Source organism: Cryobacterium shii, from assembly GCF_004402595.1.
Lineage (GTDB): Bacteria > Actinomycetota > Actinomycetes > Actinomycetales > Microbacteriaceae > Cryobacterium > Cryobacterium shii.
Genome location: NZ_SOFY01000021.1, coordinates 90,432 through 113,002 on the forward strand (window position 1 = coordinate 90,432; position 22,571 = coordinate 113,002).

Consider the following 22,571-nt stretch of genomic DNA (forward strand, 5'->3'; position numbering starts at 1 on the left):
CGCTCGGCGCATCCGTTGGAACCCCTGGTGTGGTCCGACCGCTTGCGAGGCTGTGGTAAACTGGATCTTGTAGCGCGGGGTGGAGCAGTTCGGTAGCTCGCTGGGCTCATAACCCAGAGGTCGTAGGTTCAAATCCTGCCCCCGCAACCAGCGCAAGAAAAATGCCGGTCCAGCAGAAATGCTGGGCCGGTTTTTTTGTCCCCGGCACCGCGTCCGGCGCCGTGATCGATGCGCTCGAGAAGCAGCTTCCCGAGTTCGCCGGCGCGTCCGGCACCGTGGTCTTCGAGACGACGGACGGCTCGGCGCTCAGCAGCGAGCAACGTGAGCAGATCAGCGCCCTCGTCGCCGGCGGCGGCGACCTGCCGGACGTCGCCGACGTCATCGACCCGTTCGAGGCCGAGCAGCAGCGGGCCGACCGGGTGCAGCAAATCGCCGACGGGCGCAGCCAGCTCGGCGCCGGGCGCGCCCAGCTCGATGCAGGGCAGGCCCAGCTCGATGCTGCCCGCGCTCAGCTCGCCGCGGCGCAGACCCAGCTTGACCAGGCCTTGAAGCAGCCGAACCTGCCCGCCGAACAGCTGTCCGCGTTGGAGACACAGCAGGCGCAGCTCGGCGCCGGGGTGCCGCAGCTGGACGATCAGCAGGCCACACTCGATGCCTCGCGCGCGGAGCTCCAACTTCAGACGGAGAAGCTCGAACGCGGCGCCGTGCTGCTTGACCTCTCCGAGGGCATCCGCGTGGTTTCGGCGGACGGCGCGGCCGCCCTCGTGAACGTCGCGTTCTCCGAACCCCGCCTGAAGCTGGAGGAGACGTCCAAGCAGGCCGTCATCGACTACTTCGACTCCGAACCGATCGACGGCACCCGGGTCTCGTTCTCCTCCGATATCGCGCAGAGCGTTCCCCAGCTCATCGGCGTCGGTGAAATCGTGGGCGTCGAGTTCGCGGGGATCATCCTGCTCGTCATGCTCGGCTCGGTGGTCGCCGCAGCCCTGCCGCTCGTCACGGCGCTGGTGGGCGTCGCGATCGCCTCCCTCGGCGCGCTCGCGTTCTCCGGGGTCGTGCCGATGGCCTCGGTCACCCCGTTCCTCGGAGTCATGCTCGGGCTCGCGGTCGGCATCGACTATTCCCTCTTCGTGATCAACCGGCACCGCAAGCAGCTGCTGCAGGGCGCCGAGCCGCGTGAATCGATCGGACTGGCGAACGGCACCGCCGGTAATGCGGTGGTCTTCGCGGGGACCACGGTCATCGTGGCACTGCTCGCCCTGAACGTCACCGGCGTTCCCTTCCTCGGCCTGATGGGCACCGTCGGCGCCGTGGCCGTGGCCGTCGCCGTGATCATCGCGATCAGCCTCACCCCCGCGATCCTCGGACTGCTCGGTGAGCGCGTGCTCGGCCGCCGCGCTCGCGCCCGCATCGGTGAAGAGCACCACGAAGACATCAGGGCGAAGCCGATGCGGACCTGGCGCGCCGTCGTCACCGTGCTGGCAACGTGCGCGGTCCTGCTGATCGTCGCAATCCCCTCCCTCTCGATGCGGGTCGGCCTGCCCGACGGCTCGGCCGAGCCGGTCGACTCGGCCTCGTACCGGGCATTCATGGCCACCGAGGAAAGCTTCGGGGCCGGAGCCACCGGCCCGCTGCTCGTCACGGCCACGCTGCCGGAGGGACTCGACGACGCGCGGGAGCTCGAGGCCCAGGTCACCGTCGCGCGCACGCTCGCCGAGCAGAACGACGTGGTCGGGGTCGCTCCGATCGTCGTTTCAAAGGACAAAAGGCTCGCGGCCTTCCAGGTCGTGCCCGCCGCGGGACCGAACAGTGTGTCGACCGAGCAGCTCGTGCGGGACATCCGCTCGATGCCGCCCGTCGACGGCGACATCACGCTCGGCGTCGCGGGGCAGGCGGCCATCAACATCGACATCTCCGAGAACCTCGCGGATGTGCTTCCGACCTACCTCGCGGTGGTCGTCGGTCTGTCCCTGCTGATCATGATCCTCGTGTTCCGCTCGATCCTGGTGCCTGTGATCGCGACGGGCGGGTTCATCCTGTCGTTGTTCGCCACCTACGGCGCGACAGTCGCGGTCTTCCAGTGGGGCTGGTTCTCGGACGTTCTCGGCGTCCACACCGGTCCGATCCTGAGCTTCCTGCCGGTGATCCTCGTCGGTGTTCTCTTCGGCCTGGCGATGGACTACCAGCTGTTCCTGGCCCCCGGAATGCGCGAGGCCTACGTGCACGGTGCGTCGGCCCGCCTCGCGGTCGCCCGGGGCTTCCGTGCCGGCCGTTCGGTGGTCACGGCTGCCGGGCTCATCATGGACTCGGTCTTCGGCGGCTTCGTCTTCTCCGAGTCGACGATGATCCGCTCGATCGGTTTCGGGCTGGAGCTGGGAGTGCTCATCGACGCTTTCCTGGTGCGGATGCTGCTGATGCCGGCCCTGATGCACCTGCTGGGCCGGTCGGCGTGGTGGCTCCCGCGCTGGCTCGACCGAATCATGCCGAACGTCGATGTGGAGGGCGCTGCGCTCGAACGCCGGCACCACGGCTGAGACGAGGAACCGGACCTGCCCGAGGCTGTGGTAAGTTAGATCTTGTAACGCGGGGTGGAGCAGTTCGGTAGCTCGCTGGGCTCATAACCCAGAGGTCGTAGGTTCAAATCCTGCCCCCGCAACCACCAGCCCCCGGAACCTCACGGTTCCGGGGGCTTTTCTGCTTTCATCGTCCAGTAAGTTCGTAATGCACCAGGTCGACGGCGAACCTCCGCCTGTTTCAGGCCACCGCTCGACAGTCGGGAAATTTCAGACATGAAGCTCAAGATCACCCTGTTCGCCGCTCTGTGTGTCGTGCCGCTGGCACTCGCGGGATGTTCCGTCACGGGCACAGCCCCGAACGACGCGGGATCGGCGTCGGGGGAGAAGACCACCATCGCCGTGGTCACCCACGGGACCCCGGGTGACTCTTTCTGGGACGTCGTGAAGAGCGGTGCGGAGCAGGCCGGCACAGACCTCGGAGCGACCGTCACCTATCAAGGCGACGGTGACCCGGTCAAGCAGAGCCAGCTGATCGAGGCGGCCATCGCGGCCAAGCCCGACGGGCTGATCGTCTCCATGGCCAACCCGGACGGCGTGAAGAGCGCCGTCGAGAAGGCCGTTGCCGCCGGGATCCCGGTGATCACCATCAACTCCGGCCTGGAGAGGTCCCTGGAGTTCGGGGCGCAGACCCACGTCGGCCAGAGCGAGTTCATCGCGGGCCAGGGCGCCGGCGAACAGCTGAAGAAGGCCGATCTCAAGAACGTGATCTGCGTCATCCACGAGGCCGGCAACTCGGGGCTCGAAGAGCGCTGCCGGGGCGCGGCTGACACGCTCGGCGGAACCGTCAGCAACGTGCAGGTCGACATCGCGAACCTCGCGGATGCCCAGAACACCATCAAGAGCAAACTCCTGGCCGACCCAACGATCGACGGTGTCCTGACCCTGCAGACCGGGGTGGCCGTGGCCGCGAGCCAGGCGATCGACGAAGCCAAGAGCACCGCCGCGCTGGCCACATTCGACGTGTCCGCCGATGTCACCCGGCTGATCCTCGACGACAAGATGCTGTTCGCGGTCGACCAGCAGCCCTATTCGCAGGGCTACCTGCCCGTGATGTTCCTCACCCTGCAGAAGCGCAACGGTGACGTCGTCGGCGGCGGCCTGCCCGTGTATTCCGGCCCGGGCTTCGTCACGAAGGAGAACGCGGCGCAGGTGGCCAGGTTCGCGAAGAACGGCACCAGATGACCCTCACCGCAGTCGCGGCGACGAACGAACGGCGAAAGCGGCAGCATCCGCTCGTGACGCTGCTGCGCCGGCCCGAAGTCGGTGCCGCAGTGGCGGCCCTCGCGGTCTTCACCTTCTTCTCGGTATCGACGCCGACTTTTCTGTCGCCGGCCGGCATCTCGACCTGGCTGTACTCCGCGTCGCTGTTCGGCATCATGGCCGTAGCCGTGGCACTGCTGATGATCGGCGGCGAGTTCGACCTGTCCGCCGGTGCGATGACGGGGACCGCCGGTCTGATCGTCGGCGTGCTCACCACCGAGTGGGGCGTCAACATCTGGCTGGCGATGGCCCTGGCCCTGGCGGTGGCGCTCCTGATCGGTGCCGCAAACGCCTTCATCGTCATGAAGACCGGCCTGCCGAGCTTCATCGTGACCCTGGCCACGTTCTTCATCCTGCAGGGGTGCAACCTTGCCGTGACGAAGCTCGTGACGGGCACCGTCGCGATCCAGGGCATGGGCTCGGTCCCCGGTTTCGACCAGGTCAGGGTCTTCTTCGGGTCGTCCTTCGCCTTCCTGGGCATGGACGTCAAGATTTCGATCGTCTGGTGGATGGCCCTAACACTGCTGGCGACCTGGGTCCTGCTGCGCACGAGGGGCGGCAACTGGATCTTCGCCGTCGGCGGCCAGGCCACGAGTTCGCGCCAGGCCGGCGTGCCGGTGCTCAAGGTCAAGCTGGGGCTCTTCATGACCACCGCCGGCGCCGCCTGGCTGGTGGGCATGCTGCAGCTCTTCGACGTGTCGACCGTTCAGGCCACGACCGGGATCGGCCAGGAGTTCATCTACATCATCTGCGCCGTCGTCGGCGGCTGCCTGCTCACCGGCGGCTACGGGTCGGCCATCGGGGCGGCCCTGGGCGCCCTGATCTACGGCATGACACTGCAGGGCATCGTGTTCGCCCAGTGGGACAACAACTGGCTCAAGGCATTCCTCGGCGGGATGCTGCTGCTCGCCGTGCTGGTGAACCTGTACGTTCGCAAGCAGACCGGAGTCCGCTCGTGAGCGCGCTCCTCGAGGTGAAGGACATCGGCAAGTCCTACGGAACGGTGCAGGCCCTGCAGGGCGTCTCGGCGTCGGTCGGCGCCGGGGAGGTCTTGTGCGTGCTGGGCGACAACGGCGCGGGAAAATCGACGCTGATCAAGATCCTGTCCGGTGCCCACCCGCACTCGGAGGGCACCCTGCTCGCCTACGGTGAGGCCCGCACGTTCCGCAACCCCCGTGAGGCACTCGACCTCGGCATCGCGACCGTGTACCAGGATCTCGGCGTGGTGCCCCTGATGCCGGTGTGGCGCAATTTCTTCCTCGGGTCGGAGCTGACGCGCGGACGTGGCCCGTTCCGGCGTCTCGACGCAGCGCGGATGCGTGAGGTCACCAGGCTCGAACTGGCCCGGATGGGGATCGAGCTGCGCGACGTCGACCAGCCGATCGGCACCCTCTCCGGCGGTGAGCGGCAGTCCGTGGCGATCGCGCGTGCCGTGTATTTCGGGGCGAAAGTCGTGATCCTGGACGAGCCCACCTCCGCCCTGGGCGTGAAACAGGCCGGCGTCGTTCTCACCTATATCGCCCGGGCCAGGGACCGCGGCCTCGGCGTTGTCTTCATCACCCACAACCCGCACCATGCGTACCCCGTGGGGGACCGTTTCCTGCTGCTGAACCGCGGCACGAGCCTGGGCGCGTTCCTGAAGAGCGAGATCACGATCGAGGAGATGACCGCGCTGATGGCCGGCGGCGCCGAACTCGAGGCGCTGGCGCACGAGCTGGAGCGCCCGCGCCCCTAACCAATTCGACGGAGATTTTCACCGAATCGGGCATATAAACACTGAAATAGACGAAAATCAGGCTCTTTCGAAAAAATCTCCGTCGAATTGGTTCGCCGTCCCGCGGGGAGGCGTGGTGCCGCGGCCTGAGATATGCGTTCGTCTGGCCTGGTCGTTGGGGAACCTCGACCTGGCCGAACACGACTTGGGTGCCGATGCGGGCTCGCTTATCGTGGATAGCACAGCATCGCACCACCGATGGGAGTCCCATGGGCGCAGTACACGATTCGGCCGAGATCTCCGGCTGGGGGGCGCAGTTGCAGCTCGCCGGGCACGGCACGGCCGCCGTAGCCCGCATACTGGGCCGGCTCACCGACGCAGAACTCGATGGCGACTCGCTGCTTCCGGGCTGGTCGAGGCGCCATGTCGTCGCGCACCTGGCATCCAACGCCCGCGCCATGACCCGATTACTGCTCTGGGCCGAGACCGGCGTCGAGACCGTGATGTACGCGTCCGCAGACGTGCGGAACGATGAGATTGAGAAGGACAGCAAGCTCCGCCCCGATGAACTCTGTGTCTCCTTCAGCGAGTCGGCGGGCCTCCTCGAGCGGGCCTGGCGGGATCTGCCGAAGGATCGCCGGATGTACCCGGTGCGTAACGGCCAGGGGGCCATGATCCTGGTCTCGGACACGGTCTGGATGCGCACCCGCGAATTGTGGGTGCACGCGGTCGACCTGAACGAGGGAGGCTCGTTCCGTGATGTGCCCGCAGCCGTCCTCAACCGCCTGCTCGGCGACATCCAGCGCACGTGGGCCGGCCGGGGCGAGGACGCGAACCGGCGCCTGGTCGTGACCGATGCCCCGGACTCGTCGGTAGGCCCGGCGGATATGCTCCCGACAGGCATGGGCCCGACGGATGCCGCCGCTCCCGAAATCGTGTCGGGCACCCTGGTCGACCTGACGGCCTGGGCCTCCGGTCGAGGGTCGGCCGGAGTCACCTCGAGCACGGGGGAGACCCCGATCGCGGCCCGCTGGCTCGATCCGCCAGCTCTGATCCGCCAGCTCTGATCCGCCAGCTCTGATCCGCTGGCACTGATCCTCTGGCGGCACACGCCACCTAAAGAACGGCCCCGCACCTGTTCAGGTGCGGGGCCGTTCTTTGTGGTGCGATCAGGCGGTGAAGACTACTTGCCTGCCTTGCGGGCCGGCTTCTTCGATTCCTCCGGTGCGGCGGCGACGGCCGCGCGGTTGGCGCGGACCTCGTTGAACGAGGTGCCGTAGTACGCGGCTTCCATGATCGTCTTCATGTCCGCGAGCATGGGCATCCGCGGGTTGGCGGGTGCACACTGGTCGCCGTAGGCGCCCATCGCGAGGGCATCGAGGCGACCGATGAAGTCCTGCTCATCGACGCCCTGAGCCTGGAAGGAGGGCTTGATGCCGACCTGGTCGCGCAGCTTCTCGACGGCCTGGGCGTAGGACTCGATGCCCTCTTCAGGCGTCGAGGCCGGGAGGCCGAGGTGCTTGGCGATCTGCTGGAAACGCTCGGGAGCAATGTAGCTCTCGTACTTGGGCCAGCTGGTCAGCTTCGTCGGGATGAGACCGTTGTAACGGATCACGTGCGGCAGGTACGTTGCGTTCACCCGACCGTGGATGAGGTGGAGCTGCGCACCGGTGACGTGAGCCATCGCGTGGCAAATACCCAGGAACGCGTTACCGAACGCCATACCGGCGATCGAGGAGGCGTTGTGCATCTTCTCGCGCGACTTGATCACGGCGGCATCCGTGCTGTTCGAGGTGCCGGTGGCGCTCGTGACGATGTTCTCGAAGATGAGCTTGATCGCGTGCAGGCACAGGCCGTCGGTGAAGTCGTTCGCGTAGACGGAGACGTAAGCCTCGGTCGCGTGCGTCAGAGCGTCGAAGCCCGAGTCGGCGACCAGGAACGACGGCATCGCTGCGGTGAGCGACGGGTCGATGATGGCGACGGTCGGCAGGAGCGCGTAGTCGGCGAGCGGGTACTTCACTCCGCTGACCTCGTCCGTGATCACGGCGAAGGGGGTCATTTCAGAACCGGTACCCGAGGTAGTCGGGATGCAGACGAGCTTGGCCAGTTCGCCCAGGTCGGGGAACTTGAACGCGCGCTTGCGCACGTCGAAGAACTTTTCCTTCATGTCCGAGAATTCGATTTCGGGGTGTTCGTACAGCAGCCACATCACCTTGGCGGCGTCCATCGGCGAACCTCCGCCGAGGGCGATGATCGTGTCCGGCTTGAAGGCGCGCATTTCCTCTGCGCCCTTGGTGACGGCGGCGACGGTCGGCTCCGGGAGCACGTTGTCGATGATCTGCAGGGAGACGCGGTTCTCGCGACGGTTGAGCACGTCAAGGATCTTGTCGACGAAGCCGAGCTTGGTCATGGTGGCGTCGGTCACGATGGTGACGCGCTCCACGTTGCGCATGTCCGACAGGTAACGGATGGCGTTCGGCTCGAAGTAGGTCTTCGCGGGAACCTTGAACCACTGCAAGTTGTTGTTCCTTCTGCCGATGCGCTTGACGTTGATGAGGTTGATCGCCGAGACGTTGTTCGAGACGGAGTTGTGCCCGTACGAACCACAGCCGAGCGTGAGCGACGGGATGAAGGCGTTGTAGATGTCGCCGATGCCACCGAGCGAGCTCGGTGCGTTCGTGATGATCCGGACCGCCTTGACGCGGATTCCGAACTGCTCGATGATCGCCGGGTCCTCGCTGTGGATTGAGCCCGAGTGGCCGAGGCCGTCGAATTCAACCATCTGCTCGGAGAGCGAGATGCCCTCTTCCGCGTCCTTGGCGTGCAGCACGGCGAGAACCGGCGCGAGCTTTTCGCGGGTCATCGGCTCGTGCGGTCCGACTCCGCTGACCTCGACCATGATGATCGAGGTGTCTTCGGGAACCGTGAATCCGGCCTGCTGGGCAATCCAGACCGGCGACTTGCCGACGACTGCGGCGTTCAACTTGGCCTCGCCGCAGTTGGTCGAGTTGGCCTGGACGCCGAAGATGAAGTCTTCGAGGAGCAGCTTCTCGGCGGGGGTCACGAGGTAGGCGTGGAGGCGCTTGAATTCCACCATGGCCTCGTTGTAGAGGGGCTCTTCGATGATGACGGCCTGCTCCGAAGCGCAGATCATGCCGTAGTCGAAGGCCTTGGAGAGCACGACGTCGTTCACGGCGCGCTTGAGCTTGGCCGTCTTCTCGATGAAGGCCGGGACGTTGCCGGCACCGACGCCGAGGGCGGGCTTGCCACAGGAGTAGGCCGCGCGGACCATGGCGTTACCACCGGTCGCGAGGATGGTTGCCACGCCCGGGTGGTTCATCAGCAGGGTGCTGGCCTCGAGGGAGGGAACTTCGATCCACTGGATACAGTTCGCGGGTGCGCCGGCTGCGATCGCGGCGTCACGCACGACGCGCGCAGCGGCCGCGGAGGACTGCTGTGCTGCCGGGTGGAAGCCGAAGATGATCGGGTTGCGGGTCTTAAGCGCGATCAGCGATTTGAAGATCGCGGTCGAGGTGCAGTTGGTGACGGGGGTGATCCCGCAGATAACACCGACCGGCTCGGCGATTTCGGTGATGCCGCTAATTTCGTCGTGGCTGATAACGCCGACTGTTTTAAGGTTCTGCATGGAGTTCGTAACGTGCTCACAAGCGAAGAGGTTCTTCACGGCCTTGTCTTCGAAGACGCCGCGTCCAGTCTCTTCGACTGCGTGAACTGCCAGCTCAGCGTGCTTGCTGAGGGCTGCTACGGATGCTTTCTTAACGATGTGATCGATTTGTTCTTGCGTGAAATTCGCGTAATCCAAAAGCGCGACCTGTGCGGCTTTAACCAGTGAATCAATTTGAGTTGCGAGCGACTCGGTTACTGGCTTGTCAGTTATCGTCATGGTGTCCCTTTTCGGGCGGCCCAACTTGGGCTTATCGCCTCTTGACACAACTCTACGACTCCGCACGCTGCGTCGCATGCTGGAGATGCCGATTCTGACCTGCGCCGCCGGGGCCGCCGAATCATTTTGGCTGGTCGCGGCCTTTTTTGCGGGGCAACAGCAAATCCTGTTTATTTAGCCTCGCTAAGGACATTACGCGCGCGTACGCACGCGCAGTAGAGGGTCGGGGCGATGCCGGGCGCGCTCAGCGGCGCCCGAGGTCCCGAACTGCGTCCACGGCGGGCTGAACGGATGCGGCGGCGCGCCGTGCGTCATCGGCTGTGGTCGTGGCCGCGAGGGTGAAGCGCACGGCGGTCCGGGCTTTGTCCTCGGGCAGGCCCATCGCGGTCAGGACGTGGGACGCCTCGTCGCTTCCCGCCGCGCAGGCCGAGCCGCTCGAACAGACGATCCCGCGCTGCTCGAGCTCGAGCAGCACCGCCTCGCCGCTGGTGCCCGGGAACACGAAGGACGCGGTCCCGGGGAGGCGCTCGGTGGGGTGCCCGGTCAGCCGGGCGGACGGGGTGCCGGTGAGCACCGTGGCGATGAAGGCGTCGCGCAAGGCGGCGACCCGCGGCGCGGCCTCCGCCCGTTCCCGGTCGGCCAGACGCAGCGCCGTCGCCAGGCCGAGGGCACCGGCCACGTTCTCGGTGCCGCTGCGGCGGCCGCGTTCCTGTCCGCCGCCGTGGAGCACGGGTTCGATCGGGAGGCCTCGGCGCAGGAAGAGCGCCCCGACTCCGGGAGGGGCGCCGATTTTGTGACCGGAGAGGCTCAGTGCGTCGACTCCGAGTGTCCGCACGCCGAGGTCCAGCCATCCGGCCGCCTGCACGGCGTCGGTGTGGAAGGGCACGCCTGCCGCCCGGGCTATGGCCGCGAGGGCGGCGACGTGCTGGACGGTGCCGACTTCGTTGTTCGCGTACTGGATCGACACCAGGGTGGTGTCGGCGCGGATCGCGGCGTGGAGCTGGGCCGGATCGATGCGACCGGCGGCATCCGGGGCCACCAGTGTGATCTCGAAGCCGTGCACCCGCTTCAGGAAATCGCAGGACTCGAGCACCGCCTCGTGCTCGACGGCCGACGTGACGATGTGGCGGCCGCGCGGCGCGCCGAGGGCGATTCCCTTCACCGCGAGGTTGTCCGACTCCGTGCCGCCGGTCGTGAACACGATCTCGGCCGGGCGACAGCCGAGCACGCTCGCGATCTGGGCACGGGCATCGGCCAGCGCGGCTGCGGCGGCCTCGCCGACCTGGTGGTGGCTCGACGGATTGCCGAAACTGCCCGCGAGCTGCTGCCAGAGCACCTCGAGCACCTCCCGGCGCACGGGGGTCGTCGCGGCGTTGTCGAGGTAGATCACGTCGGTCCCGGTCAGCCCTCGGTCAGGATCACGACGTCGAGGCCGAGGTCGAGCGAGCGCACGCTGTGGGTGATGGCGCCGACCGAGATGATGTCGACCCCGGTCTCGGCGATGCCGCGCACGGTGTCCAGGTTGACGCCGCCGCTGGCCTCGACCAGGGCGCGGCCGGCCGTGATGCGCACGCCCTCGCGAAGGTCGTCGGGTGAGAAGTTGTCGAGCATGATCGTGTCCACGTTGGCGGCCAGAACCGGCTCGATCTGGTCGATCCGGTCCACTTCCACCTCCAGGTGCGTGGTGTGGGAGATGCGGTCGCGCACGCGCAGGAGCGCTTCGGTCAGGTTGAGGCCGCCGGAGGTGAGCACGGCGAGGTGGTTGTCCTTGGCCATGACGGCGTCGGAGAGGCTGAATCGGTGGTTGTGGCCGCCGCCGTCCCGCACGGCGTGGCGCTCCAGGGCACGCAGTCCGGGGGTCGTCTTGCGTGTGTCGACGATGCGGGCCCGGGTACCGGTGGTCTCGGCCACATAGAGTGCCGTCAGGGTGGCGATTCCGCTCATCCGCTGCACGAAGTTAAGGCCGATGCGTTCGGCCTGAAGGATGGCCCGGGCGGACCCGGACACCTCCGCGAGCGCGTCCCCGGCAGCGAAGGCGGCGCCGTCGGCGACCAGCAGCCGCACCACGATGCGCGGGTCGGTGAGCCGGAAGGCCGCCGCGAAGACGGCACCGCCGCTGAAGACCCCGGATTCCCGGGCGACGAGCTGGGCGGCCCCGTCCGCCTCGGCCGGGATGAGCACCTGAGAAGTCAGGTCCCCCCACGGGGCGTCCTCCTCGAGCGCGGCCCGCACGACGGTTTCGATGGCGTTCACGGTCAGCATGCAATGGCCTCCTCGGCCTCGGTGGGGTGGTCCAGGTTCGTGGTGCTCTGCATCGCGCCTGCATCGTGCAGCCCGGCGTGCATTCCGGTGCCGGGGTCGCCGCCGCCTCGGCGCCAGAGCACGGTCCGCGCCAGTTCGGGGCGGCTGTCGGGGAAGTCGGAACGGTGGTGCGCGCCACGCGATTCCTCGCGGGCGAGGGCGGCGGCCACGGTCGCCCTGGCCAGGTCGAGCAGGTTCGCATCCTCGTATGCCCGAACGTGCATATTGACGTCGGCGGGCTGCTCGGGCTTCATTCTCCACCCGGCCAGGGCCACGGATGCGGCGGCGAGGCCCTCTCCGCTGCGGAGGACTCCGGCGCTCTCCCACATCAGGCGCTGCACGTCGGACCGGTCGACAGCGGTGGCGTTCGCGGGTGTCGCGCTCGTGGTGATGGTTGAGGCGGCCAGGACCCTCCCGGGTGAGTCCGTCCACCCCGAGTGGACCGGCCCGTCCGAGGGAAGCCGCAGGGCGCGCACGGCGCGGTCGGCGAACACGGCCGCCTCCAGCAGCGAATTCGAGGCCAGACGATTGGCACCATGGGCCCCGGTGCGGGCGACCTCGCCGACGGCGAAGAGTCCGGGCAGGGAGCTGCGTCCCCAGATGTCGGTGTGCACGCCACCCATCCAGTAGTGCGCTGCCGGGGCGACCGGGATCGGCAGGGCGGCCCAGTCCAGGCCGGCGTCGCGGCACGCCGCGGTGATGGTCGGGAAGCGCCGTTCAAGCAGGTCACGGCCGAGGGCGGTGGCGTCCAGCAGCACGGGTGCGCCGTTCTGGCGCGCCATTTCACGGGCGATGCCGCGGGCCACGATGTCGCGTGGGGCCAGTTCGGCGCCGGGGTGGACGCCCTGCATGAATCGGTGGCCGTGGATGTTGCGCAGCACGGCGCCCTCGCCCCGAACCGCCTCGGAGACCAGGGGAGTGCCCGGCACGGCCAGAGCCGTGGGATGGAACTGGTAGAACTCCAGGTCGGCGACGACGGCTCCGGCCCGCCAGGCTGCCGCCACGCCGTCGCCGGTGGCCACGGACGGGTTGGTGGTGTGCGGATACAGCGCGCCGGCGCCGCCGGTGGCCAGGATCACGTTGTCGGCCCGCGTGGTGCGCAGGTCCCCGTCCGGTCCGAGCAGCACGGCTCCGGTGACCCGGCCGTCCTGCACCGTCAGGTCGGTGAGCATGGTGTGTTCCCGGATGCTCAGGCCGCCCTGTGTCGCGGCGCCGGACTCCCGGAGGGAGCGGGTCCGAGCCGCGCGCTCGTGCACGGTCGCCACGAGGGCGGCCTGGATGGCGGCGCCGGTGGCGTCTCCGCCGGCATGCAGCACGCGGGACCGCGAGTGGGCCGCCTCCAGCCCGCGCGTGACGCCGGACTCGTCGCGGTCGAAGTCCACCCCGAACCTGATCAGGTCGCGCACGCGGGCCGGTCCCTCCGAGCAGAGCACGCGCACGGCGACCGGGTCGCACAGGCCGGCCCCGGCCCTGATCGTGTCGAGGTAGTGCGAGTCGACGGAGTCGTCGGAGAACATGGCGGCGGCGATCCCGCCCTGGGCGTAGCGGGTGTTGCTCTCGGGCAGCCCGGCCTTGGTGACGAGTGTCACCCGGTGGCCGGCATCCGTCGCCCGGACCGCGGCGATCAGCCCTGCCAGTCCGCTGCCGACCACGAGCACGCGGGTCATGTCAGGCGCCTGTGCCGGTGGAGCTGGTCGAGCCGGCGGGGAGAGCGGCGGGCGGCCTGGCCGCGAGCATCCGTTCGAGTGCCACACGGGCGTGGCCGGCGACCTTCTGGTCGACCGTGATGCGGTTGACCACCTCCGCCGGCTGCTCCGCGGTGCCGACGAGAGCCTCGAGCACCCAGGCGAGGTAGCCGGAGTGGATGCGGTACATCGTGGAGCAGGGGCAGATCACCGGGTCGAGGCAGAAGATCGTGTGCTCGGGGTGCTCTGCGGCCAGGCGCTGCACCAGGTTGATCTCGGTGCCGATGGCGAAGGTCGAGCCGGCCGGGGCGGCCTCGATGGCCTTCTTGATGTAGTCGGTGGAGCCGTATTCGTCCGCTGCGTCGACGACGGCCATCGGGCACTCCGGATGCACGATCACGCGCACGTCGGGGTGCTCCAGCCGTGCGGCGGTGATCTGGTCAACCGTGAAGCGTTTGTGCACGCTGCAGAAACCGTGCCACAGGATGACCTCCGCGTCGCCCAGTTCGTCGGCGGTGCTGCCGCCGAGGGGCTTGCGCGGATTCCACATCGGCATGTGCTCGAGAGGGATGCCCATCGCTTTGGCGGTGTTCCGGCCGAGGTGCTGGTCGGGGAAGAACAAGACGCGGCGGCCTCGCGCGAACGCCCACTCCAGCACGGTCTCCGCGTTGGAGGAGGTGCAGACGATGCCGCCGTGCTCACCGCAGAAGGCCTTGAGCGCGGCGGAGGAATTCATGTAGGTGACCGGGATCACCGGCACCCGGCCGTCGGCATCCGGCTCGGTGCCGTACAGGTCCTCGAGCTGTTCCCAGCAGTCCGTGACGGAGTCGATGTCAGCCATGTCGGCCATCGAGCAGCCGGCGGCGAGGTTGGGCAGGATGACGGCCTGATCGGGCGTGGAGAGCAGGTCGGCGGTCTCCGCCATGAAGTGAACGCCGCAGAAGATGATCGCCTCGGCGTCCGGCCGGCTCTTCGTGGCCTGGGCCAGCTGGAAGGAGTCGCCCACGAAGTCGGCGTGCTGGAGCACCTCGTCCCGCTGATAGAAGTGCCCGAGCACGACGACCCGGTCGCCGAGCGTCTCCTTGGCGGCACGGATGCGCTCGCCCAGTTCCTCGGTCGTCGCGAGTCGGTACCGCTCCGGCAGGGCACCCTGGCGCGGTGACCCGGTCGGAAGCACGTCACCCATGGATGACCCCGGACCGTAGCCCGGCGTTCCGGAATCGAACTCCCACGGGCCGGCGGCGAGGTCGGGGCTGCAGGTGCTGCCGGCGGCCGCCCCCGTTTTGATGAGCCGGATGGTGCGGTCAACCGATGCAATGGTCATGCTGTTACTCCTCGGTGTTCAGAAAAGCGGTACTCGGAAAAACAAAACTCGGCAGGGGTCACGGTTCAGCCGATCGCGGGCCCGAACGGCCCCAGGTCGGTCGCGTTGACGGAATCGTTGTAGCGGTAGAGCCGCGGCGGGCGGTGCGGCACTCCCGCCACACGCTGGCCGGTGTCGACGACGGTGCCGGACGACTCGATGGTGCGGCGGAAGTTGGCCGGGTCGAGGGCCTTCTGCAGCACGGCTTCGTGCACATCGCGCAGCTGCGCCAGGGTGAAGGTCTCGCCGAGGAAGGCGTGCGCGATCCGGGAGTACTCGACTTTGGTGCGGAGGCGCCAGAGGGCATATTCCACGATGCGGTTGTGGTCGAACGCGAGGGGCGGGAGCCGGTCGGCCGGGAACCACTGCACGTTCTCGTCCACGACCGCAAGGGCGGCCTCGCCGGTCTCCACCAGCGCCCAATAGACGACCGAGACGACCCGGCCTCCGGGGGAGCGACCCGGGTCGCCGAAGGTGTACAGCTGCTCCAGGTACTTGGGAGTCAGTCCCGTGGTCTCGCGCAGGGTTCGGGCGGCGGCGGCGGCCAGTTCCTCGTCGGCCGGAAGGTCCCCGCCGGGCAGTGCCCACTGGCCGAGGTGCGGCTCGCGGGTGCGACGCACCAGAGGAAGCCACAGCGTCGAAAGGTCGGACGCGGGATCCGGCCTGAGCGTGAAGATGACCGTTGACACGGCAAGTGCCGCCTGAAGCTGTCCGGTCATCGCGTCTTCCCCTCAGTAAAAGTCAATCTGACTCTAACTGGTGGGACCATCTTATAGTCATCCTGACCAGAACTCACAACCTTTACCCAGTGGGGCCGCCGCCGAGGTGCGGGGCGGACGTCGCCGGAGCCGTAAGGTGCCCGGCGCTCTTGCCGGTGAAACCCCAGATGGTGACCCGGAACATCGCTTCGATCACGATAGGGCCGCTCATTTTCGATGCGCCGAGAGTGCGTTCGACAAAAGTGATGGGAACCTCCGTCACCTTCAACCGGGCCCGGACGGCGTGCAACAGCATGTCGATCTGGAAGCAGTACCCCAGGCTCTCCACGCTCGAGAGCTTCATCCGTTCGAGTGCGCGGGCGCTGTAGACGCGATATCCGCCGGTCACGTCACTCTGCTTCAGCCGCAGCAGGATCCGCGAATAGACGGACCCTCCGCGGGACAGCAGCCGCCGGTGCCAGGGCCAGTTCTGAACCTTCCCGCCGGGAATCCAGCGGGAGCCCATCACCACGTCGGCCGACTTCGCGGCCTCAAGCAGTGCGGGCAGTTGTTCGGGCAGGTGCGATCCGTCCGCGTCGAGCTGCACCAGCTGGTCATAGCCGCGGGACAGCCCCCAGGTGAAAGCCTCCAGATACGCGGCGCCCAGACCGTCCTTGCTGGATCGGTGCAACACGTGCACCTGGATGTCGCCGACGGCCAGGGAATCGGCCAGCTGTCCGGTCCCGTCCGGCGACGCATCGTCGACGACGAGCACGTCCGCGTCGGGAACGCTCGCTCGAACGCGGCCGACGATCGAGAGGATGTTGTCGCGTTCGTTGTAGGTCGGGATGACGACCAGGGTGTGGGGCATGTTGCTACCTTGCCAGTTCGATGATGAGGGTGCGGTTGACGGTCGTGGTCGCCATGACCGTGAAGCCAAGACTCTGCAGGGTGCGGATGTCGGTCCCCGACGTGTTCTGGCCGCTGCCCAGGTACTGCAGCACCCAGACCCGGTCGGTGCCGGTGAGTCTTTCGGTGACCCAGTCCAGCGGCACCGTCAGGTCCCAGAGCCCCGGAGTCGCGTCGAACGGGCGGGACAGGGTGATGTCGCGCAGGCCCTGGAAGGCTGCGGGGTAGAGGTGCAGGGCCAGGCGGGGCTTGCGGGAGGGCCGCACGCTCTCGTCGAACACGACCGCGTCTCCGGGCAGGGCGCCCGCCTGCACGACGGCGGCGGCCTGGCGCCAGTCGCTGCCCTCGTTCTTGCCGAACGGGCCGCGCTGGGCGACATAGGTCGGCGCCATGAGCAGTGCGATCAGCATCAGCACCCCGGTCTGAGCCCAGAAGGGCCGGAGCCGTGCGATGCCGAGACCCACGGCGATCGCGACGGCCGGCGTGCAGATCGACAGGTAGCGCATCGAGTACATCGGGGAGATCAGTTGCGTGCCGATGAGCAGGGTGGCGCTCGGAACGAGCATCCAGGCCAGGGCCACCGAGAGGGCGGCGCGGTCTTGCGCAGTGGCGGCCAGCCGCCCGCGACCGGCGTACACCAGAACGACCGCCAGCAGGACCAGAGCCCACGCGGCGATCGCCAGCGACGGATTGCCGAACCACTGGTTCACCGCCGCCGTCAGCACCGAGGTCGGCGGCCGGCGGCCGATGAAGGCGATCTGCTCCCGCTGGTTCAGCGCCTCGATGATCACGGGGGTGGCCAGGGCGACGCCGGCGGTGCTGGCCAGCGCCCAGGACCTGATGCGCGCCCGGCGGTCCGGCCGCCAGGGCGTCCACAGCCAGACGAAGAGGGCGAACACCGGGATCAGGAGCAGGACGTAGAGGAACAGGTAGATCCCCAGGGCGAGCAGCGCGGAGTAGCCGGCCCACAGCCCGATGCGCGTGGCCGTGGTGCTGGTTCTGCTCGTGCGCAGGATGTGCAGCAGCAGGACCGCCAGCCAGACCACAACGGCCGTGGCGATGGCCGCGGATCGGGCCTCGGCACCCATGTTCGTCACGCGGGGGAGCATCAGGAAGACCAGAGCCGAAACCGTCGCGACCGAGGTGGAGACGAGGCGACGCGCCAGAACGAAGGTTCCGGCGGTCGCAACGCCGACGGCGATGGCGCTGGGTAGCCGGGTGGACAGCTCGGATGCCCCGAACAGCTCGATCCAGAAATGCAGGCCCAGGTAGTAGGCGCCGTGCACGGCGTCGACGTTGCCCAGCATCGCCACCAGTTTCGGGATCGATCGCTCGGCCGACATCACGCTGGCCGCTTCGTCACCCCAGTACGAAGGTCGCCAGGATCCGGCGAAGGGCACGAGGAAACCGAGCGTCCCGAGCAGCGCGGGCAAGCCGTATCTCAGCCAAGGACTCCGGGTTCGCCGCAGTGCCAGGGCTGATTGGTTTGGGCGAAGCAGCCGGGGGACAACAGACAGGAAGGACACGCGTTCACGTTAGGCCAGCTTTTTCGACCTCACCAGTCGGGGCACGCCGGTCTGTGCTGACTCCCAGACTGTGCCGACTCCCCGACTGTGCAGACCCCCGGACAGACGTGATGCGGCGGAGCCTGACCGCTAGGCTGGCGCCATGATCGATCCTGACGTGTCGAGCGGTGCCGCTTTCGGTGTGGCCGTCGCCCAGTTCGCCCCCGGCCCCGACTCGGGCATCAACGTCGCCGCGATGCGTGAGCTGGCGAGGACGGCGGTCGCCCGCGGTGCCCGCCTGATCGTGTTCCCCGAATACTCCGCGTTCTTCGAACCCGTCATGGGGCCCTCGTTCGTGGCGGCAGCCCAGCCGCTGGACGGGCCGTTCGTGATGCAACTGGCCGGGATCGCCCGGGAGCTCGGCATTCATGTCGTGGCCGGGATGCTGGAATCGACCACCGACACCAGTCGTTTCTCCAACACCATCGTGGCCCTGGATCCGGCCGGTGCCCTGGTCGCTAAGTACCGCAAGCTCCACCTCTACGATGCGTTCGGCGACCAGGAATCGCGCTGGGTGCTGCCCGGCACGGTGGAGGAGCCCGAAACCTTCGACGTGGGCGGGCTCCGCGCGGGACTGCAGACGTGTTACGACATCCGTTTCCCTGAGGTCACCCGGCGCCTGGTGGACGCCGGGGCCGACCTGGTGCTGGTGCCGGCCGAGTGGGTGCGGGGGCCGCTCAAGGAGGCGCACTGGCGCACCCTGGTCACCGCGCGCGCCCTGGAAAACACGGTCTACGTGGCTGCGGCCGACCACGCGCCGCCGGTGGGGGCCGGCAACAGCATGGTCGTGGATCCCATGGGAGTGGAACTGGTCACGATCGGCGAGACGACGGATGTCGCGGTCGCCTGGGCGGCGCCGGGGCGGGTTCGGGCCGTTCGCGCCCTCAACCCCGCGGTCGAGCTGCGCCGCTTCGCGGTGGTGCCGCGTTAGCTTTCGGTGGCGATCGTGTCCTGGGAGGCCGGAGCGGCCCGCACGGTGAATTTCTGATCCGGGCGGTGGGTGCGTTCGGGGCGGTCTGGTCGCTCCGGGTCGGCCATGGCCCTCTCCTCGCCGGTGGCGACGAGTCCCTGCGAGCTGTTCGCTGACCGGGTGAGCTGGGCGAGCCAGAGCGGGTTGATGCTGGGCGGCTGGCCACCCGAGAACTTGAAATACAGGGGGATGGCGGGGTGCAGCCACGCGGAGCTTCGCCCGTCTCCCGCCTCGGCGGCGTTCCGCCAGGAGAGCAGGAAGCTCTCACCGCGGCGGAGCTTCTGCACGATCACGATTTGGAGATGCGCCAAAATCCGGTCGTCGAATTCGACCGTGACTCTGTCATACGTCAAGGAGCCCATGGATTTCGCTCTCAATCGGTTGCGCTTGCCCCGGACCCTGGAGCGTGAAGGATCCGTTTCGCAGCCCCGGGTAGTGACTTCAGTTTGGCCGCTTTGCCTCCTCTTGACAAGAGAATTGCCGGTGGGGTCGAAACGGGGGCCGTCCTCGACTCCGGTGGGACATGTTCCTTCTGCCCGTTTCGCCGCACAATGCCAGGGACAGGCGCGCTGGTCCGTCGTACCGTCCTGACCGGCAGTGATCTGCACCGAGTCAGGGAAGGCGGAAAACGCAATGGACACGTTCAACTGGGTCTACTCCATCCCGCTGATTGCGATAATCGGCGGGATCACCGTGGCCATGTACGCGATTTATCTCAAGAACAAGCATGGTGGTGAGGAGGGCACGGCCGGGCTCGAGAACGCGGCCCTCAACCGGCAGGTCCTGGACCGGCTGGACTCCATCGACGCCCGGCTGGCGGCGGTCGAGAAGTCTCTTCGAGAACACGCCTGAACGAGAACGGTTCAGTCGCGCTCGGTTCAGTCGCGCTCCCATCAGTCGCGGTGCGAGGGGAACACGTGGGCAAGGGTCTGGAACGGACGCTCCATGTGCCCGAAATGGCCGGTGTCGGGCTCCGTGCAGAGGCTGAAGTCACGGATGACGGCCCGCAGCCGGTCGGCATCCGTCTCACCCACGAACACATCGGCGTCACCCTGGCTGGCGCGCACGGGGCACTCGATCCGGGACCAGATCGAGGCGTCGTAGCGGCCGGCCCGAGCGGATGCCGCCGCGAAGGCGTTCGGGCGCAGTTCCGTCGCGAGGGCGTCGATGACGCTCTCGGGCACACGCCCCGGGTGACGGAACAGGGGCGCCGCGAGCGGGCGGAGCAGGCCCCGGCGGTGCAGAGCGCCGACCGGATCTGACCCGGCCCGGCCGAGCCGGGCGAGCCCGCGCATGACCGGGAGCAGCGCTCCGAATCCGGGCAGCACCGCGGCCGAGCTCACCGGATGCCGAACGGTGTCGATGACGGAGAAGGACGCCGGGGAGACCAGGCCGACAAAACTCGTCGAGCGCGGCTCGCTCGCCGCGAGTTCGAGGGCGACGAATCCACCCAGGGAGTGGCCGATCACGGTCCAGGACCGGTAGCCGAGCGCCCGGGCGACCTCGGCGACCGCGGCCGCGGTCGACTCGATGGTGGCGGACTCACCGGTGGCGGACACGCCGGCCGGCAGTGCTGAGTCGCCCCAGCCGGGCAGGTCGGGGATGATCAGGTCCGTCAGAGCGGCGCTCGCCGGATGTGCCGGATTCGCCGAATCCGCTGCGGCCAGGAGCGGCGTCCAGGTGGTCCAGGAACCCGCCGCGCCGTGCAGCAGGATGGTGGCCGTGTCGCTGTCGGTGCGGCGTCCGTGCCTGACCGACACCGTTCCCGATCCCAGCCGCATCGCGCTCGTCGTCAGCCCGAATGCGCGTGCGTCCCGGCTGAGGGGGAACGGGAAGTATCCGTCCGGGCTGTGCCGGGCAGGTGCGGTGGATGTCGGCGCGGACCGCTCCAGGAGGCTCATGACGGTGGTTCGGTGCGGACCGGGCCGGCGGATTGGGCGCTCTCCCGCCGTGGGCTGGCCCGATCCGAGGCTGTGTATTGACAGACCATCCGTCCTCGCCGGAATACCCCGTCGGTGCGTGCCGTTGCGCGAAGAGGGAACCTGCTTCCCGATGTCCACGGCCGCGCACGCGCCGCCCGACGGCACTTGTCCGACAGAAAGAGCTATTCACGTGAATCTTTTCTCCCCGCTCACCCTCGGTGACCTGGAACTGCCCAACCGCCTCGTCATGGCGCCCCTGACCCGGGTGCGTTCGGGCATCGAGGGCGTGCCCGGCCCGCTCGTCGTGGAGCACTACCGGCAGCGCGCGACCCTCGGCCTGATCGTGACCGAGGGCACCTACCCCAGCCATGCCGGCCAGGGTTTCCCCGGTCAGCCCGGCCTGGTCACCCCGGAGCAGATCGAGGGCTGGAAGAACGTGGCCGACGCGGTGCATTCCGCCGGCGGCCGCCTGGTCGCCCAGGTCATGCACGCCGGGCGGGTCACCCATGAGGGCACCAACGGCGGCCGCGAGGTCGTCGCCCCCAGCGCGATCGCGATCGAGGGGGAGACGCGCACCTACGACGGCAAGCACCCGTATCCCGTGCCGCACGCCCTGACCGCCGACGAGCTCGCCGGCGTGGTCGCCGACTTCGTCCAGGCCTCCCGGAACGCGATCGCCGCCGGCCTCGACGGCGTCGAGATCCACTCCGCCAACGGCTACCTGCTGCACGAATTCCTGTCGACGGCCTCGAACCAGCGCGACGACGTCTACGGCGGCTCCCCGGCCAACCGGGTCCGCTTCGTGATCGAGGTCGTCACCGCGGTTGCCGAAGCGATCGGAGCGGGTCGGGTGGGCATCCGCGTGTCCCCGGAGCACAACATCCAGGATGCCCTCGAAACCGACCCGGCGGATGTCCTGGCCACCTACGGCGCACTGGTCGACGGCCTCGCGCCGCTGAACCTCGCCTACCTGAGCGTGCTGCACAAGGAGCCGGCCGGCCAGCTGGTGCGGGAACTTCGCACCCGCTTCGGCGGACCGCTCCTCGTCAACAGCGGCTTCGGCGGAATCACCACCCGCGAGGAGGCCATGGCGGTCATCGCGGATGACCAGGCGGATGCCGTCGTCGTCGGCCGCGCCGTCATCGCCAACCCGGATCTGGTGCGGCGTTGGCTGAACGACCTGCCCCTGAACGCCCCGGACCCGCTCACCTTCTACGGTGCGGGCGCCGCCGGCTACACGGACTACCCGGCCCTCCATCACTAGCCCTCCAGCACTAGCCTTCCCCGCCCGGTGCTTCCCCGCCCGGTGCTGCCCGGTGCTTCCCCGCCCGGTGCTGCCCGGTGCTGCCCGGTGCTTCCCCCACCCCGGGTCTGATCGTGCATAACTCCTGCAATTTCTGAGACGCTCGCCGTCCAGCCCCGGATTCCCGGGGCGGCGGATGCTGCGCCCCCACGATCTGCAGGAGTTATGCCACCTGCCCCTCCCGGCACCGGCCTCCCCGGTTGTGAATCGTGCCGCCGCGGTGGTTAACTCAGGAGATTCGGGTCGGATGCCGGGCACGCCCCCGGAAACGCGGGGCGACGGGTGCCCGGAGCTCGGGTTTTTCCTGAGTTGGCCACGAGGGGTGGCGGGCAATGGGCCGGGGGGTGTCCCCGCGGCCACAACATTCGGGTCCACTGTCGCGGCCCAGTCGCGCATAACTC

Annotated in this window: 18 protein-coding genes and 2 tRNA genes; 10 read left to right on the plus strand and 10 right to left on the minus strand. The window is 68.2% G+C overall.

Features of this window, described 5'->3' with window-relative positions; genetic code table 11:
• Positions 1-73: 73 nt before the first annotated feature.
• The 7 genes from E3O49_RS05300 (at position 74) to E3O49_RS05330 (ending at position 6,617) form a co-directional block, all read left to right on the plus strand.
• Positions 74-150 (plus strand) — tRNA-Met (locus E3O49_RS05300).
• 11 nt (positions 151-161) lie between these two features.
• Positions 162-2,534 carry an MMPL family transporter gene (locus tag E3O49_RS05305; RefSeq protein ID WP_134404467.1) on the plus strand — a complete coding sequence of 791 codons (2,373 nt, stop codon included), beginning with the start codon at positions 162-164 and terminating at the stop codon, positions 2,532-2,534.
• A gap of 48 nt (positions 2,535-2,582) precedes the next feature.
• A tRNA-Met gene (locus tag E3O49_RS05310) sits at positions 2,583-2,659 on the plus strand.
• Between the two features lie 130 nt (positions 2,660-2,789).
• The gene (locus E3O49_RS05315; RefSeq protein ID WP_134366047.1) at positions 2,790-3,758 is read left to right on the plus strand and encodes a sugar ABC transporter substrate-binding protein; all 969 of its coding nucleotides are present in this window, start codon (positions 2,790-2,792) and stop codon (positions 3,756-3,758) included.
• Positions 3,755-4,795, plus strand: a complete 1,041-nt coding sequence (locus E3O49_RS05320; RefSeq protein ID WP_134366046.1) for an ABC transporter permease — start codon at positions 3,755-3,757, stop codon at positions 4,793-4,795. The genes E3O49_RS05315 and E3O49_RS05320 overlap by 4 nt, the downstream gene beginning before the upstream one ends.
• Positions 4,792-5,571, plus strand: a complete 780-nt coding sequence (locus E3O49_RS05325) for an ATP-binding cassette domain-containing protein (RefSeq protein WP_134366045.1) — start codon at positions 4,792-4,794, stop codon at positions 5,569-5,571. Before E3O49_RS05320 ends, E3O49_RS05325 begins: the two co-directional genes overlap by 4 nt.
• A 248-nt stretch (positions 5,572-5,819) precedes the next feature.
• Positions 5,820-6,617, plus strand: a complete 798-nt coding sequence (locus E3O49_RS05330; protein ID WP_134366044.1) for a maleylpyruvate isomerase family mycothiol-dependent enzyme — start codon at positions 5,820-5,822, stop codon at positions 6,615-6,617.
• Between the two features lie 116 nt (positions 6,618-6,733).
• Here E3O49_RS05330 and adhE read toward each other — a convergent pair whose 3' ends face one another.
• From adhE to E3O49_RS05370, 8 genes are all read right to left on the minus strand, one after another.
• The gene (gene adhE / locus E3O49_RS05335) at positions 6,734-9,454 is read right to left on the minus strand and encodes a bifunctional acetaldehyde-CoA/alcohol dehydrogenase (RefSeq protein ID WP_134366043.1); all 2,721 of its coding nucleotides are present in this window, start codon (positions 9,452-9,454) and stop codon (positions 6,734-6,736) included.
• Between the two features lie 244 nt (positions 9,455-9,698).
• On the minus strand, positions 9,699-10,844 hold the full coding sequence (locus E3O49_RS05340; RefSeq protein ID WP_134366042.1) for a cysteine desulfurase family protein: 1,146 nt from the start codon (positions 10,842-10,844) through the stop codon (positions 9,699-9,701).
• Positions 10,845-10,855: 11 nt separating this feature from the next.
• Positions 10,856-11,716 carry a carboxylating nicotinate-nucleotide diphosphorylase gene (gene nadC / locus E3O49_RS05345; protein ID WP_134366041.1) on the minus strand — a complete coding sequence of 287 codons (861 nt, stop codon included), beginning with the start codon at positions 11,714-11,716 and terminating at the stop codon, positions 10,856-10,858.
• A complete protein-coding gene (gene nadB / locus E3O49_RS05350; RefSeq protein ID WP_134366040.1) occupies positions 11,710-13,422 on the minus strand; it encodes an L-aspartate oxidase in 1,713 nt (570 codons plus the stop codon). Before nadB ends, nadC begins: the two co-directional genes overlap by 7 nt.
• A gap of 1 nt (position 13,423) precedes the next feature.
• Positions 13,424-14,764, minus strand: a complete 1,341-nt coding sequence (nadA, locus tag E3O49_RS05355; RefSeq protein ID WP_134366039.1) for a quinolinate synthase NadA — start codon at positions 14,762-14,764, stop codon at positions 13,424-13,426.
• A gap of 65 nt (positions 14,765-14,829) precedes the next feature.
• A complete protein-coding gene (locus E3O49_RS05360; protein WP_134402697.1) occupies positions 14,830-15,522 on the minus strand; it encodes an NUDIX hydrolase in 693 nt (230 codons plus the stop codon).
• Positions 15,523-15,604: 82 nt separating this feature from the next.
• Positions 15,605-16,372: a polyprenol monophosphomannose synthase gene (locus E3O49_RS05365; protein WP_134366037.1), complete on the minus strand. Its 768-nt coding sequence runs from the start codon at positions 16,370-16,372 to the stop codon at positions 15,605-15,607.
• Positions 16,373-16,376: 4 nt separating this feature from the next.
• A complete protein-coding gene (locus tag E3O49_RS05370; RefSeq protein ID WP_134366036.1) occupies positions 16,377-17,843 on the minus strand; it encodes a glycosyltransferase family 39 protein in 1,467 nt (488 codons plus the stop codon).
• A gap of 235 nt (positions 17,844-18,078) precedes the next feature.
• Between E3O49_RS05370 and E3O49_RS05375 the strand changes: the two genes are divergently transcribed.
• Complete coding sequence (locus E3O49_RS05375; protein ID WP_134366035.1) at positions 18,079-18,906, plus strand: carbon-nitrogen hydrolase family protein; 828 nt, start codon at positions 18,079-18,081, stop codon at positions 18,904-18,906.
• Here the strand turns inward: E3O49_RS05375 and E3O49_RS05380 are convergent.
• Positions 18,903-19,307, minus strand: a complete 405-nt coding sequence (locus tag E3O49_RS05380) for a DUF7882 family protein (RefSeq protein ID WP_241975895.1) — start codon at positions 19,305-19,307, stop codon at positions 18,903-18,905. The genes E3O49_RS05375 and E3O49_RS05380 overlap by 4 nt on opposite strands.
• Before the next feature lie 271 nt (positions 19,308-19,578).
• Here E3O49_RS05380 and E3O49_RS05385 point away from each other — a divergent pair, with 271 nt between their 5' ends.
• Positions 19,579-19,797 (plus strand): hypothetical protein, encoded by a 219-nt coding sequence (locus E3O49_RS05385; protein ID WP_134366034.1) that lies wholly within the window; start codon positions 19,579-19,581, stop codon positions 19,795-19,797.
• 41 nt (positions 19,798-19,838) lie between these two features.
• Here E3O49_RS05385 and E3O49_RS05390 read toward each other — a convergent pair whose 3' ends face one another.
• A complete protein-coding gene (locus E3O49_RS05390) occupies positions 19,839-20,846 on the minus strand; it encodes an alpha/beta fold hydrolase (RefSeq protein WP_134409796.1) in 1,008 nt (335 codons plus the stop codon).
• 211 nt (positions 20,847-21,057) lie between these two features.
• Here E3O49_RS05390 and E3O49_RS05395 point away from each other — a divergent pair, with 211 nt between their 5' ends.
• Positions 21,058-22,131, plus strand: a complete 1,074-nt coding sequence (locus E3O49_RS05395) for an alkene reductase (protein ID WP_134409798.1) — start codon at positions 21,058-21,060, stop codon at positions 22,129-22,131.
• Positions 22,132-22,571: the final 440 nt, after the last annotated feature.

Excerpts from the sequence above, each read along its gene's own strand:
- E3O49_RS05385 (WP_134366034.1), top strand. The coding sequence starts at position 19,579 with ATGGACACGTTCAACTGGGTCTACTCCATCCCGCTGATTGCGATAATC.
- E3O49_RS05365 (WP_134366037.1), bottom strand. The coding sequence starts at position 16,372 with ATGCCCCACACCCTGGTCGTCATCCCGACCTACAACGAACGCGACAAC.
- E3O49_RS05305 (WP_134404467.1), top strand. The coding sequence starts at position 162 with ATGCCGGTCCAGCAGAAATGCTGGGCCGGTTTTTTTGTCCCCGGCACC.
- E3O49_RS05360 (WP_134402697.1), bottom strand. The coding sequence starts at position 15,522 with ATGACCGGACAGCTTCAGGCGGCACTTGCCGTGTCAACGGTCATCTTC.
- E3O49_RS05320 (WP_134366046.1), top strand. The coding sequence starts at position 3,755 with ATGACCCTCACCGCAGTCGCGGCGACGAACGAACGGCGAAAGCGGCAG.
- adhE (WP_134366043.1), bottom strand. The coding sequence starts at position 9,454 with ATGACGATAACTGACAAGCCAGTAACCGAGTCGCTCGCAACTCAAATT.
- E3O49_RS05390 (WP_134409796.1), bottom strand. The coding sequence starts at position 20,846 with ATGAGCCTCCTGGAGCGGTCCGCGCCGACATCCACCGCACCTGCCCGG.
- E3O49_RS05380 (WP_241975895.1), bottom strand. The coding sequence starts at position 19,307 with ATGGGCTCCTTGACGTATGACAGAGTCACGGTCGAATTCGACGACCGG.
- nadB (WP_134366040.1), bottom strand. The coding sequence starts at position 13,422 with ATGACCCGCGTGCTCGTGGTCGGCAGCGGACTGGCAGGGCTGATCGCC.
- nadC (WP_134366041.1), bottom strand. The coding sequence starts at position 11,716 with ATGCTGACCGTGAACGCCATCGAAACCGTCGTGCGGGCCGCGCTCGAG.
- E3O49_RS05315 (WP_134366047.1), top strand. The coding sequence starts at position 2,790 with ATGAAGCTCAAGATCACCCTGTTCGCCGCTCTGTGTGTCGTGCCGCTG.
- E3O49_RS05375 (WP_134366035.1), top strand. The coding sequence starts at position 18,079 with ATGATCGATCCTGACGTGTCGAGCGGTGCCGCTTTCGGTGTGGCCGTC.
- E3O49_RS05330 (WP_134366044.1), top strand. The coding sequence starts at position 5,820 with ATGGGCGCAGTACACGATTCGGCCGAGATCTCCGGCTGGGGGGCGCAG.
- nadA (WP_134366039.1), bottom strand. The coding sequence starts at position 14,764 with ATGACCATTGCATCGGTTGACCGCACCATCCGGCTCATCAAAACGGGG.